Origin of the sequence: Streptomyces sp. NPDC047315 (genome assembly GCF_040643215.1) — a bacterium.
Taxonomy (GTDB): domain Bacteria; phylum Actinomycetota; class Actinomycetes; order Streptomycetales; family Streptomycetaceae; genus Streptomyces.
Genome location: NZ_JBEYTZ010000032.1, coordinates 1 through 14,011 on the forward strand (window position 1 = coordinate 1; position 14,011 = coordinate 14,011).

Genomic DNA, 14,011 nt, shown 5'->3' on the forward strand with positions numbered 1-14,011 from the left:
GCAGGGGGGACCCTGTGGGAGAGTAGGACGCCGCCGAACAATTTTTGAGGAGAGGGCTCCACACTGAGGTGTGGGGCCCTTTCCGCATTTCCGGGGCCTTTTGTGTTCCTGAGAGCCCTTGGGGCCGCCGTCGGTGGCCTTCGAGCTCGGACGGCTCAGATGGTTCGGAGCACCGCCCAACTCAGGGTATGATTTACCTCGTTGCCACAGCGCAGCAGGCCCCAATAGCTCAGTCGGTAGAGCGTCTCCATGGTAAGGAGAAGGTCTACGGTTCGATTCCGTATTGGGGCTCAGTACGACAAAGGCCCCCGCCCAATGGCGGGGGCCTTTGTCGTTTTCGGAGCTCGGAGTCAGCCCTTGCGGGGCTCCGGGATGCGCATCGCCAGGATCGCCATGTCGTCCGATGCCGGTTCCGCCGCGAAGCGTTCCACCGCGCGGAGCACGCGGGAGGCCACCGCACCCGCCGTCAGCCCCGTGCACGTGGTGAGGACTTCGGCCAGGCCGTCGTCGCCCAGCATGCGGGAGCCCTCGCGGCGCTCGGTGACGCCGTCCGTGACGCACAGCAGGACGTCGCCCGGGTCGAGGGTGACCATCTGCTCGTACAGTTCCAGGTCCTCCATGACGCCGAGCAGCGGCTGCGGTTCCGCGGCGGACTCCACGGTGCCGTCCTGGCGCAGGCGCAACGGGAGCGGATGACCCGCGCACACGACCTTCAGATGGGCGCTGCCGTCCTCCTGCGGCCACAGCTCGCCGTAGAGCAGCGTCAGGAAGCGGCTGCGGGCGCCCTCGTCGAGGATGGCTGCGTTCAGCCGCTCCAGGACCGCGGGGCCGCCGAAGCCCTCGCGGGCCAACAGGCGCAGGGCGTGCCGGGCGAGGCCGGTGACCGCGGCGGCCTCCGGGCCCGTGCCGCACACGTCGCCGATGGCGAAGCCGTACGCGCCGTCGCGGATGGGGAACACGTCGTAGAAGTCGCCGCCGACCTCGTTGCCCTCGCCGGCCGCGCGGTAGATCACCTCGACCTCGACGCCCGGGATCTGCGGCGACTCCGGCGGCAGCAGGCTGCGCTGCAGCGACTGGCTGATGGCGACCCGCTCCGAATACAAGCGGGCGTTGTCCAGCGCCAGGGCCGCTCTGCGGGACAGGTCCTCGGCGAGCTCCAGGATCTCCTGGCGGAAGTGGTCGTCGGACGGCTTGCCGAGGGTCAGCATGCCGATCACGCGGTTGCGGGCCACCAGCGGAAGCACGACCGTTTCCCCGCCGACCGCGGCTGCGGTCGCCAGCGTGGTGGCAATGCCGGACGAGACCGGCGAGGAGGAGCCGAGGCCCAGCTCGCGCTTGGACGTCTGCAGGGCCGCCTCCTGAGCCGCCCGGGCCGGCACGTGCCACACGCGGGCGCCGGGCGTCGGAACCGGGTCCGGCGGGGAGATCTTCGACAGCAGGGCCTTCAGGCCGTCGATGCGGTCCTCGTCCTCGTGCAGCACATAGCTGAGGTACGGGTCCGACGCCTGGTCGGCGATGGTGTAGACGGCACACCAGGTGGCGAGCGTGGGGACCGTCATCTGCGCCATCAGCGCGAGGGTCTGGTCGCGGTCGAGCGTGCCGGCGAGCAGGTCGGACGCCTCGACCAGGAAGGACAGCGAGCCGCGGCGCAGCCGCTCCAGCTCCCCGAGCCGGGCGGACTCGACGGCCAGCGCGATGCGGTCGGCGGCGAACTGGAGGCGTAGCGCCTCCTCGTTCGTGTACCGGCCGGCGGCCTCCGCCGCGACGCCCAAGGAGCCGGTGAGACGGCCCTCCACCTTGAGCGGGACGGTGACGACGGAGCGCATCCCGGTGGTGTTGAGCAGCGGTACGGCTCCGGGCACCGAAGTGAGGTCGTCGTGGACGGCGGGCATCCGGGCGGAGCCGTAACGTCCGGTGCCGGCTTCGACGGGGACGCGGGCGAAGCGCTGGCGGGCCGAGGGGAGCCCGGTGGTGGCCCGTACCTCCAGCTCGGTCTCGTCGTCCGTGGCCAGCAGCAGGAACGCGGCGTCGCCGTCGAGCATGTCGCGGGCGCGCTCCACCGTCCGCTGGAGGAGGCCGTCGAGGTCGTCGGGGGCGGGCGAGCCGATGAAGACCTCGAAGGGGTCCGCGCTGTGGGGCTCGCTGCCCGTCTCGGTGACGGCGACGCGCTGCGGGGTCTGCAGGACGGCGCGCTCCTCGTCCCGCACCAGCAGGCAGACCGTCGACGGCTCGCCGTTCGTGTCGCGTACGCGCAGGTGGGAGGCGTACACGGGGACGACGCGGCCGTCCGTGTCCCGGATGCCGTAGCTGCCTTCCCAGCGGGAGAGCTGGAGGGCTTCGGCGATGCCGGTGCCGATGCCGGGGGTGTGCGGCCAGGCGGCGAAGTCGGTGAGCGGCTTGCCGATGACCTGGTCCGCGGGGTAGCCGAAGAGGCGCTCGGAGTCCTCGTTCCAGCTCGCGATGGTGCCGTGGCGGTCGATCTGGACGACCGCGACGCGGACGCGTTCGTCCGCGACGGGCAGCATCGGGGTGGGCAGGACCGGGCCGGCTGAGCGGGTGCCGACCGGCCGTTCGGGCAGGTCGAGCTGGAACCAGACCTGTTTGAAGGTGGGCGCGTACTCGACGCCCCAGCGGGAGGCGAGGGCGGAGCACAGCAGCAGCCCGCGGCCGTTCTCGCTGTCGAGCGGGGCGAGGACGTGGCTGCCCTGGATGGGGATCTCGCGCTCCGGGTAGCGGTCGCCGACCTCGATGCGGACGCCGTCCTCCGTGCGCAGGCACAGCACGTCCGCCGCGGTGCCGGCGTGGATCACCGCGTTCGTGACGAGTTCGCTGGTCAGGACGACGGCGTCGTCCACGATGTCGGAGTGGCCCCAGCCCTGGAGGGTGTCGCGGACGAAGGCGCGGGCGGTCGCCACGGACCGCCCGACGGGGTCGAAGGTGGCGGCGGCCCGAGCGGTGATCACTGAACTCCTCGTACGCGTCTCGACGCCCGGCTCTGCCATGATCGGCCTGCCCCTCCCGGTGCCCGGTCCTGTACTTGCGCCCTGGTCGCCCTGGCCGGGCGGACCGGGGCGGTTGGACAGCCGGATGCCAGGTTACTTACCTTCGCAGTCCGAGCGGATGCCGGTCGCCGCTGTTTCCGCCCTCCGGGGGCGGGGACGCTATGCGAAGCTGCCGAACTGTTATGGCCTGGTTCGGCACGGGTGAAACACTGGGCACGCATCCGATGCGGGCTCGGGCACTCTGACAAGGACCCGAGCAGTACGGTCAACCCCTGCGGGAGGGACACGGTGGAGTCTGGCGTGGCGGCGCGTGGGAAGAACACGCGCGCGAAAGGCGGACGGTCCCGTAGCAATGGGACGGTCGAGGTGGACGCGGTGGCCCTCAACCGGCTGCTGACCGCCTTGACGTCCATGCGCGACGGGAACTTCCGCAAGCGCCTGACCGTGTCGGGCGACGACGTGATGGCCGAGATCGCGGCCGTCTACAACGAGGTCGCCGACCGCAATCTCCACCTCACGGGTGAGCTGGCCCGGGTCCGCAGGGTCGTCGGGCGCGAGGGGAAGCTGACCGAGCGCCTGGACACGGGCGCCTGCGAGGGCTCCTGGGCGGCGGCGATCGACGCGTCGAACGCCCTGGTGGACGATCTCGCGCGGCCGGTGTCCGAAGTGGGCCGGGTGCTGTCAGCGGTCGCCGACGGCGACCTGGTGCAGCGCATGGAGCTGCGCTCGGAGGGCGCGGACGGGGTCGTACGACCGCTGCGCGGCGAGTTCCTGAAGGTCGCGCGTACGGTCAACAGCCTGGTCGACCAGTTGTCGGCGTTCACGGACGAGGTGACGCGGGTCGCCCTGGAGGTCGGCACCGAGGGCAAGCTCGGCGGGCAGGCGCAGGCGCGGGGGATGTCCGGGTCCTGGAAGGACCTGACGGACTCCGTCAACACCATGGCGCAGCGGCTGACGGCCCAGGTGCGGGACATCGCGCTGGTCACTACCGCCGTGGCCAAGGGCGACCTGTCGCAGAAGGTCACGGTGCACGTCGCCGGGGAGATGCTGGAGCTGAAGAACACCGTCAACACGATGGTGGACCAGCTCCAGTCCCTGGGGTCCGAGGTGACCCGGGTGGCGCGCGAGGTGGGCACCGAGGGCGAGCTGGGCGGTCAGGCCGAGGTGCCCGGCGTCGCGGGCGTGTGGAAGGACCTCACCGACTCGGTCAACATGATGGCCGGCAATCTGACGTCGCAGGTGCGGGCGATCGCCGAGGTGACCACGGCGGTCGCGAACGGCGACCTGACGCAGAAGGTCACGGTGAACGCGCGCGGCGAGGTGGCGCAGCTCGCCGAGACCGTGAACCAGATGACGGAGACGCTGCGGACGTTCGCCGACGAGGTCACCCGGGTCGCCAGCGAAGTCGGCGGCGAGGGGCTGCTCGGCGGGCAGGCGCAGGTGCCGGGCGCGGCGGGGACGTGGAAGGACCTCACCGATTCGGTGAACACCGTCTTCCGCAATCTGACCACTCAGGTGCGGGACATCGCGGCGGTCACCACGGCGGTGGCGAACGGCGACCTGTCGCAGAAGGTCACCGTCGACGTGGCCGGGGAGATGTTGGAGTTGAAGAACACCGTCAACACGATGGTGGACCAGCTCCAGTCCTTCGGCTCCGAGGTGACCCGGGTGGCCCGGGAGGTCGGCATCGAGGGCCGGCTGGGGGGCCAGGCGCGGGTGCCGGGCGCGGCGGGGACGTGGAAGGACCTCACGGACTCGGTGAACACCGCGTTCCGCAACCTCACCGGTCAGGTGCGGGACATCGCCCAGGTGACGACGGCGGTGGCGAACGGCGATCTGTCGCAGAAGGTCACGGTGGACGTGGCCGGGGAGATGCTGGAGTTGAAGAACACCGTCAACACGATGGTGGCGCAGCTCTCCTCGTTCGCCGAGCAGGTCACGCGGATGGCGCGGGACGTGGGCACCGAGGGCCGCCTCGGCGGTCAGGCGCGGGTGGACGGCGTCAGCGGCACGTGGCGCGAGCTGACCGACTCCGTGAACTTCATGGCGGGGAACCTGACCTGGCAGGTGCGGCAGATCGCCCAGGTGACGACGGCGGTGGCGCGCGGTGACCTGTCGCAGAAGATCGACGTGGACGCGCGGGGCGAGATCCTTGAGTTGAAGAACACCATCAACACGATGGTGGACCAGCTGTCGGCGTTCGCGGACCAGGTGACCCGGGTGGCCCGGGAGGTCGGCACCGAGGGCCGGCTCGGCGGTCAGGCACAGGTGCCCGGCGTCGCCGGCGTCTGGCGCGACCTGACGGACTCCGTGAACGGCATGGCCGGCAACCTCACCGGTCAGGTCCGCAACATCGCCCAGGTCGCCACGGCGGTGGCGCGCGGTGACCTGTCGCAGAAGATCGAGGTCGACGCGCGGGGCGAGATCCTTGAGTTGAAGAACACCATCAACACGATGGTGGACCAGCTGTCGAACTTCGCTGAGCAGGTCACCCGGGTGGCGCGCGAGGTCGGCACCGAGGGCATGCTCGGCGGGCAGGCCGAGGTCCAGGGCGTCTCCGGCACCTGGAAGGACCTCACCCAGTCGGTGAACTCGATGGCGAACAACCTGACCTCGCAGGTGCGGAGCATCGCCGAGGTCACCACGGCGGTCGCCAAGGGCGACCTGTCCAAGAAGATCACCGTCGATGCCAAGGGCGAGATCCTCGAACTGGTGACGACCGTGAACACGATGGTCGACCAGCTCTCCGACTTCGCCGACGAGGTGACGAGGGTCGCCCGCGAGGTGGGCACGGAGGGAGTGCTGGGCGGTCAGGCCCGGGTGCGCGGCGTCACCGGCATCTGGAAGGACCTCAGCGACAACGTCAACCTGATGGCGAACAACCTGACCAACCAGGTGCGGAACATCGCCCGGGTGTCCGCGGCCGTCGCCAACGGCGACCTGACGAAGAAGGTGACGGTCGAGGCGCGCGGCGAGTTCGCCGAGTTGGCGGAGACCGTCAACACCATGGTGACGACGCTGTCGTCGTTCGCGGACGAGGTCACCCGGGTGGCCAGGGAAGTGGGCACCGAGGGCGAGTTGGGCGGGCAGGCGCAGGTGCCGGGCGTGTCGGGCACCTGGAAGGACCTGACCGAGTCGGTGAACTCGATGGCGTCCAACCTCACCTGGCAGGTGCGCCAGATCGCCACCGTCACCACCGCCATCGCCAAGGGCGATCTGACGCGGAAGATCGACATCGAGGCGCGGGGCGAGATCCTCGAACTGAAGACGACGATCAACACGATGGTCGACCAGTTGTCGTCGTTCGCCGGCGAGGTCACCCGGGTGGCCCGCGAGGTGGGCACGGACGGTCAGCTCGGCGGGCAGGCCCGGGTGCGGGACGTGGACGGCACCTGGCGGGACCTGACGGAGTCGGTGAACGAGATGGCCGGCAACCTCACCCGTCAGGTGCGGGCGATCGCCGCCGTGGCCACCGCGGTGACACGTGGCGATCTGAACCTCAAGGTCGACGTGGACGCGGCCGGTGAGATCCAGGTCCTCCAGGACAACATCAACACCATGATCGCCAAGCTGCGCGACACCACCCTCGCCAACGAGGAGCAGGACTGGCTGAAGGGCAACCTGGCCCGGATCTCCGGTCTGATGCAGGGCCGTCGCGACCTCGACGACGTGGCTTCGCTGATCATGAGCGAGCTGACGCCGGTCGTCTCGGCGCAGCACGGCGCGTTCTTCCTGGCCATGCCGGCGGGCGGGGTGTCGGAGGTGCCGGGCGATGAGGAGACGTCGTACGAACTCCAGATGCGCGGCAGCTACGGCTACTCGGCGGGGCTGATGCCGACCTCGTTCCGGCCGGGGGAGACGCTGATCGGGACGGCCGCCGAGGAGAAGCGGACGGTCCAGGTCAGCGTGCCGCCGGGGTACTTGAAGATCTCCTCCGGGCTCGGTGAGGCGCCGCCGGCGCACGTGATCGTGCTGCCGGTGCTCTTCGAGGGCAAGGTGCTGGGCGTGATCGAGCTGGCGTCGTTCCAGCCGTTCACCCAGATCCAGCGGGACTTCCTCAACCAGCTCGCCGAGATGATCGCCACCAGCGTCAACACCATCAGCGTGAACACCAAGACCGAGGTGTTGCTGATGCAGTCGCAGGAGCTGACGGAGCAGCTGCGGGAGCGCTCGGCGGAGCTGGAGAACCGGCAGCGGGCGCTGGAGGATTCCAACGCCGAGCTGGAGGACAAGGCGGAGCTGCTGGCCCAGCAGAACCGGGACATCGAGGTGAAGAACACCGAGATCGAAGAGGCCCGGCAGGTGCTGGAGGAGCGCGCCGAGCAGCTCGCGGTCTCGATGCGCTACAAGAGCGAGTTCCTGGCGAACATGTCGCACGAGCTGCGCACCCCGCTGAACTCGCTGCTGATCCTGGCGAAGCTGCTCGCGGACAACGCGGAGGGCAACCTCTCGCCGAAGCAGGTGGAGTTCGCCGAGACGATCCACGGCGCGGGGTCCGACCTGCTGCAGCTGATCAACGACATCCTCGACCTGTCGAAGGTGGAGGCCGGCAAGATGGACGTGTCGCCGACCCGCATCGCGCTGGTGCAGCTGGTGGACTACGTGGAGGCCACGTTCCGGCCGCTGACCGCGGAGAAGGGGTTGGACTTCTCCGTACGGGTGTCGCCGGAGCTGCCGGCGACGCTGCACACCGACGAGCAGCGGCTGTTGCAGGTGTTGCGCAACCTGCTGTCGAACGCGGTGAAGTTCACCGACTCGGGCGCGGTGGAGCTGGTGATCCGGCCGGCCGGCGCGGACGTGCCGCAGTCCATCCGGGAGCAGTTGCTGGAGGGCGGTTCGCTCCAGGACGCGGACTCGGACCTGATCGCGTTCTCCGTCACCGACACCGGGATCGGGATCGCGGCCGGCAAGATGCGGGTGATCTTCGAGGCGTTCAAGCAGGCCGACGGGACGACGAGCCGCAAGTACGGCGGCACGGGGCTCGGGCTGTCCATCAGCCGGGAGATCGCGCGACTGCTCGGCGGCGAGATCCACGCGGCGAGCGAACCCGGCCGCGGCTCGACGTTCACGCTGTACCTGCCGCTGCACCCCGTCGAGCAGCCGACGCAGGGCCAGGGCGGGCACGGCGGCGAGGGTGCGGAGGCCGGCGTTCCGCTGGAGCGGCCGGAGCGCATCCTGCCGGGTGACGCCGGGCCCGGCGCGCTGTTCCGCAGGCGCCGCAAGGCGCTGAGCGGGCTGCCGGAGAAGCCGGCGCTGCCGAGCACGGGCAGCACGGGCAGTGCACCGAGTACGGCGACGGGTGCCGGCGTCAGCTCCAACGGCGCCGTGTCGGTGCCGGCCGGAGTGCCGCACCTCGGCTCCCCGTCGGGCCGGGGGCCGCAGGCGCCCGCGGCCCAGGAGCCGTCGGAGCCGCGCCGTAGTTACGTCTTCGACAACGAGAAGGTGCTGATCGTCGACGACGACATCCGCAACGTCTTCGCGCTCACGAGCGTGTTGGAGCAGCACGGGCTGTCGGTGCTGTACGCGGAGAACGGCCGGGAGGGCATCGAAGTCCTGGAGCAGCACGACGACGTGACGGTCGTTCTGATGGACATCATGATGCCCGAGATGGACGGCTACGCGACGACGACGGCGATCCGCAGGATGCCGCAGTTCGCCGGGCTGCCGATCATCGCGCTCACCGCGAAGGCGATGAAGGGCGACCGGGAGAAGGCCATCGAGTCGGGCGCGTCGGACTACGTGACCAAGCCGGTGGACCCGGACCACCTGCTGTCCGTGATGGAGCACTGGATGCACGAACAGTGACCGCGGTGACCGGGGCGTGATCGCGCGACGACGGAAACGCTGCCGTTCCATGTCGTTTCCGTGTCGGTTCCTGACTGACTCTGCCTGAAGGTGTGTGCGACGGTGGTTTTCGGGGAACGTTTTCGTCTCGCCGTCCGTTTCAGCTCCGGGCACTGTGACATCGCAGTGACAGGGTGTGGCGACAGGCGGGGTGCGGCTACCATGACCGGCACAAGGGCGGGCGGCGTAAGGGAGCCGTCCCCCGGGGCGGCGCCCGGTGTGTTTCCCGTGCTCAAGGAGTCGGGGAGACCCCAATCCGGGGCGAGGAGGACGGGGCATGGTGCAGAAGGCCAAGATCCTCCTGGTCGATGACCGGCCGGAGAATCTGCTGGCGTTGGAGGCCATTCTCTCCGCGCTCGATCAGACGCTGGTGCGGGCATCGTCCGGGGAGGAAGCGCTCAAGGCGCTGCTGACGGACGACTTCGCGGTCATCCTGCTGGACGTCCAGATGCCCGGCATGGACGGGTTCGAGACGGCCGCGCACATCAAGCGCAGGGAGCGCACCCGCGACATCCCCATCATCTTCCTCACCGCGATCAACCACGGTCCGCACCACACCTTCCGCGGATACGCGGCGGGCGCGGTCGACTACATCTCCAAGCCGTTCGACCCGTGGGTGCTGCGCGCGAAGGTCTCGGTCTTCGTCGAGCTGTACATGAAGAACTGCCAACTGCGCGAGCAGGCAGCGCTGCTGCGCCTCCAGCTCGAAGGCGGCGGTCAGGGCGTGACGGGCGCCCTCGGCCGGGAGCCCGTGGCGCTCCTCGCCGAGCTCTCCGCACGCCTCGCGGCCGTCGAAGAGCAGGCCGAAGCCCTGTCCAAACAGCTCGACGACGAATCCGCCGACGCGGCGGCCGTGGCGACCGCGGCCCATCTGGAGCGCAAACTGACCGGGCTGCGCAGGGCGCTGGACGCCCTGGAGCCGGGCACCGGCGGCGCTCCCTCCCCGCCGCTGTAGCCGACCCCCCCGGGCGGGCTGCCGAAACTCCCGGGCCGCGCCCGTACCGGTCCGGCTGAGCGGACGTCACCTTCGCGCCGCGGCAAGGCGACACGTTGGGGTGAAGCGGTGGGCACGCGTGTCCACCGCCGTCCACACCGGTAACCTCACCCCCATGGCCTCACGTACGTCCGGCAAGGGTTCCCAGGGCACGTCGGGCACCGAAAAGCCGCGCCCCGGCCGTACGAACGGTGCCCCCGCCGCCAAGAAGGCGGCGCCCGCGAAGAAGTCCGCCGCCAAGAAACCCGCGGCGAAGAAGACGGCGAAGCCCGCCCAGGCGTCGCCTGCGAAGAAGGCACCGGCCAAGAAGAAGGCCGCGGCGAAGAAGCCCGCGCCCAAGCCGGCACCGTCGCCGACCGGCGGCGTGTACCGGCTGGTGCGGGCGGTCGGCGTCGGCGTCGCGCACGGCGTCGGCGCGATGTTCCGCGGCATAGGGCGCGGCGCGAAGGGCCTCGACCCCGCGCACCGCAAGGACGGCCTCGCGCTGCTGCTCCTCGGGCTGGCCCTGGTGGTCGCGGCGGGCACCTGGTCGAATCTGCGCGGCCCGGTCGGCGACCTCGTCGAAATGCTGGTCACCGGCGCCTTCGGCCGGCTCGACCTGCTGGTGCCGATACTGCTGGGCGCGATCTCGGTGCGCCTGTTCCTCTATCCGCAGCGCCCGGAGGCCAACGGCCGGATCGTCATCGGCCTGTCCGCGCTCGTCATCGGAATCCTCGGCCAGGTCCACATCGCCTGCGGCTCGCCGAGCCGCGACGACGGCACCGAGGCCATGCAGGACGCCGGCGGCCTCATCGGCTGGGCCGCCGCCAAGCCGCTGATCTTCATGATGGGCGAGGTGCTGGCCGTTCCGCTGCTGGTGCTGTTGACGGTCTTCGGGCTGCTCGTGGTGACGGCGACGCCCGTGAACGCCATTCCGCAACGGCTTCGCCTCCTCGGCGTCAAGCTGGGCCTGGTCCAGCCCCTGCACGAGCCGGGCGACGCCGACGGGGCGTACGACAGCGACGACGACCGGCGCTACGACGAGCAGTGGCGCGAGGCCGTGCCCGCCGGCCGGGGGCGGCGCACCGCCACCCGCCGCGGCGGCCCCGCGGACGCCTCCTTCGACGCCGACGAGGCGGAGTCCGAGGAGCTGTCGCAGCGGCGCCGGCCGCGCCGGGGCTCCGTACAGCCGGCGATGCACCGGCCGATGGACGCCGTGGACGTGGCCGCGGCTGCCGCCGCCGCGCTGGACGGCGCCGTGTACAACGGCCTTCCGCCGTCGCCGCTGGTCGCCGATCTGACGAAGGACGTCACCGCGGACATCCGCCGGGCCGCGTCCCCCGTGCCGCCCGCGCGCGAACCGCAGTCGGCCGACGGGCCGAAGGCGGCCGAGCCCGCCGCGGACTCCTCGTCGGCCGTACCGGACCTGACCAAGCCCGCGCCCGCCGGGGACCGGCCGCTGCCGCCGCGGGCCGAACAGCTGCAACTCGCCGGTGACATCACGTACGCGCTGCCCTCGCTCGACCTCTTGGAGCGCGGCGGTCCCGGCAAGACGCGCAGCGCCGCCAACGACGCCATCGTCGCCTCGCTGACGAACGTCTTCACCGAGTTCAAGGTCGACGCCGCCGTCACCGGCTTCACCCGCGGTCCGACGGTCACCCGCTACGAGGTCGAACTGGGGCCCGCGGTCAAGGTCGAGCGGATCACCGCGCTCACCAAGAACATCGCGTACGCCGTGGCCAGTCCGGACGTCCGGATCATCTCGCCCATCCCCGGGAAGTCCGCGGTCGGCATCGAGATCCCGAACACCGACCGGGAGATGGTGAACGTCGGCGACGTGCTGCGGCTCGCCGACGCGGCCGAGGACGACCATCCGATGCTGGTGGCGCTCGGCAAGGACGTCGAGGGCGGCTACGTGATGGCCAACCTCGCCAAGATGCCGCACGTGCTCGTCGCCGGCGCGACCGGCTCCGGCAAGTCCTCCTGCATCAACTGCCTCATCACCTCGGTGATGATAAGGGCGACCCCGGAGGACGTCCGGATGGTGCTGATCGACCCCAAGCGGGTCGAGCTCACCGCGTACGAGGGCATCCCGCACCTGATCACCCCGATCATCACCAACCCCAAGCGGGCGGCCGAGGCCCTGCAGTGGGTCGTGCGCGAGATGGACCTGCGCTACGACGACCTCGCGGCCTTCGGCTTCCGCCACATCGACGACTTCAACCAGGCCATCCGCGCCGGCAAGGTCACCCTGCCCGAGGGCAGTGAACGCGACCTCCAGCCGTATCCGTACCTGCTGGTGATCGTGGACGAGCTGGCGGACCTGATGATGGTCGCGCCGCGGGACGTCGAGGACGCCATCGTGCGCATCACCCAGCTCGCGCGCGCGGCCGGCATCCACCTCGTCCTCGCCACCCAGCGGCCGTCCGTCGACGTCGTCACCGGCCTGATCAAGGCGAACGTGCCGTCCCGGCTCGCGTTCGCCACCTCCTCGCTCGCCGACAGCCGGGTCATCCTCGACCAGCCCGGTGCGGAGAAGCTGATCGGCAAGGGCGACGGCCTCTTCTTGCCGATGGGCGCGAACAAGCCCACCCGCATGCAGGGCGCGTTCGTGACGGAGGACGAGGTCGCCGCCGTCGTACGCCACTGCAAGGACCAGATGACGCCCGTCTTCCGCGACGACGTCACCGTCGGCTCCAAGCAGAAGAAGGAGATCGACGAGGACATCGGCGACGACCTGGACCTGCTGTGCCAGGCGGCGGAGCTGGTGGTGTCCACCCAGTTCGGATCCACGTCCATGCTCCAGCGCAAGCTGCGCGTGGGCTTCGCCAAGGCGGGGCGGCTGATGGACCTGATGGAGTCGCGCAACATCGTCGGGCCGAGCGAGGGTTCCAAGGCGCGCGACGTACTGGTGAAGCCGGACGAACTGGACGGGGTGCTGGCCGTGATCCGCGGCGAGTCCGCCTGAGCGACGGGCGGAGCGCGCAGGTCGCGGCCGGGCCCGGACGCGACACGCCGGAGACGGGCGGCACGACCCCGCGGAACTTCGCGCTCCGCGGCCGTCGGCACCGCGTTCGACGGTCGAGCAACCGTTTCCCTTGTTGTGACGTCAAGTTGGGAGGAGGGGCAGGATAGACCGGTCCCGACGCTCCGGGTGCACCGGCCATTCCGATGGCGTACAAAGTCCCGCCGCCCGGTTGCCCCACCCTTTCGCACCACCCGTAGACTGAACCTCCAGCAGGTGGTTACACGCTCGAAAGGCGCCCCCGTGTCCATCGGCAACTTCCCCGAAGACGACCGGCCTTCCGCCCAAGACGACCGGCCGCCCATCGGCCGAGTCCTCCAACAGGCCCGCGTCGCGGCCGGCCTGACCGTCGACGAGGTCAGCGCCACCACCCGCGTCCGGGTCCCCATCCTCCAGGCGATCGAGCAGGAGGACTTCTCCCGCAGCGGCGGCGACGTCTACGCCCGCGGACACATCCGCATGATCGCCCGCGCCGTGGGGCTCGACCCCGATCCGCTGGTCGAGCAGTACGACTCCGAGCACGGCGGGCGGCCCGCGCCGACCCCCGCCGCCCCGCTGTTCGAAGCCGAGCGCATCCGCCCCGAGCCGCGCCGCCCCAACTGGACCGCGGCCATGGTCGCCGCGATCGTCGCCGTCGTCGGCTTCGTCGGCTTCACCCTCTTCTCCGGCGGCGACGAGGGCGCCGACAAGGGCCCCATCGCCAAGGGGCCGGAGGCCGAGCGGTCGGCCTCCGGCAGCGCGGGACCGTCGAAGGGACGGACGGACGCCCCGGCACCGGTGCCCTCGGACTCCGCGATCGCAGGGGCGCCCGCGGACAAGGTCACCGTGAAGCTGACCGTGGTCGACAAGCGGAGCTGGATCCAGGCCAAGTCGGCCACCGGCAAGCAGATCTTCGACGGGACGCTGAACAAGGGCCAGACCAAGACCTTCCAGGACGACCGGCGCATCGACCTCATCCTCGGCAACGCGGGCGCGATCGAGCTGTTCGTCAACGGCAAGAAGATCGAGGACGACTTCCGGCTCGGCCAGGTCGAACGGGTGTCGTACACGAAGGGTGACCCCGAGGCAGGCTGACCGGCTCCAGCGGCGGCACCAGGCGGCAGGGACCCCGGCCACGGCGCGTACTCCCTGGTTGGACGGGCTGGGGGAGAGGGCGCGGCTCGGGAC

The 14,011-nt window shown here is 70.6% G+C and carries 5 protein-coding genes and 1 tRNA gene; 5 read left to right on the forward strand and 1 reads right to left on the reverse strand.

What is annotated here, in order from left to right:
• Window positions 1-218: 218 nt before the first annotated feature.
• Window positions 219-291 (forward strand) — tRNA-Thr (locus ABZ842_RS30215).
• A 59-nt stretch (window positions 292-350) separates the two neighbouring features.
• On the opposite strand, the gene ABZ842_RS30220 is transcribed toward ABZ842_RS30215, so the two are convergent.
• Window positions 351-3,002, reverse strand: a complete 2,652-nt coding sequence (locus ABZ842_RS30220; RefSeq protein WP_361543717.1) for a SpoIIE family protein phosphatase — start codon at window positions 3,000-3,002, stop codon at window positions 351-353.
• Between the two features lie 288 nt (window positions 3,003-3,290).
• Here ABZ842_RS30220 and ABZ842_RS30225 point away from each other — a divergent pair, with 288 nt between their 5' ends.
• From ABZ842_RS30225 to ABZ842_RS30240, 4 genes are all read left to right on the forward strand, one after another.
• A complete protein-coding gene (locus ABZ842_RS30225) occupies window positions 3,291-8,807 on the forward strand; it encodes a HAMP domain-containing protein (RefSeq protein WP_361543720.1) in 5,517 nt (1,838 codons plus the stop codon).
• A gap of 316 nt (window positions 8,808-9,123) precedes the next feature.
• Window positions 9,124-9,801 carry a response regulator gene (locus ABZ842_RS30230; RefSeq protein ID WP_361543723.1) on the forward strand — a complete coding sequence of 226 codons (678 nt, stop codon included), beginning with the start codon at window positions 9,124-9,126 and terminating at the stop codon, window positions 9,799-9,801.
• A gap of 154 nt (window positions 9,802-9,955) precedes the next feature.
• A complete protein-coding gene (locus tag ABZ842_RS30235) occupies window positions 9,956-12,787 on the forward strand; it encodes a DNA translocase FtsK (RefSeq protein WP_361543725.1) in 2,832 nt (943 codons plus the stop codon).
• 300 nt (window positions 12,788-13,087) lie between these two features.
• Entirely contained in the window at window positions 13,088-13,918 is an 831-nt protein-coding gene (locus ABZ842_RS30240) for a helix-turn-helix domain-containing protein (protein ID WP_361543728.1), read from the forward strand.
• Window positions 13,919-14,011: the final 93 nt, after the last annotated feature.

What these genes read in the sequence shown, in the direction of transcription:
- ABZ842_RS30235 (WP_361543725.1), top strand. Translation starts at nt 9,956, where the DNA reads ATGGCCTCACGTACGTCCGGCAAGGGTTCCCAGGGCACGTCGGGCACC.
- ABZ842_RS30230 (WP_361543723.1), top strand. Translation starts at nt 9,124, where the DNA reads ATGGTGCAGAAGGCCAAGATCCTCCTGGTCGATGACCGGCCGGAGAAT.
- ABZ842_RS30220 (WP_361543717.1), bottom strand. Translation starts at nt 3,002, where the DNA reads ATGGCAGAGCCGGGCGTCGAGACGCGTACGAGGAGTTCAGTGATCACC.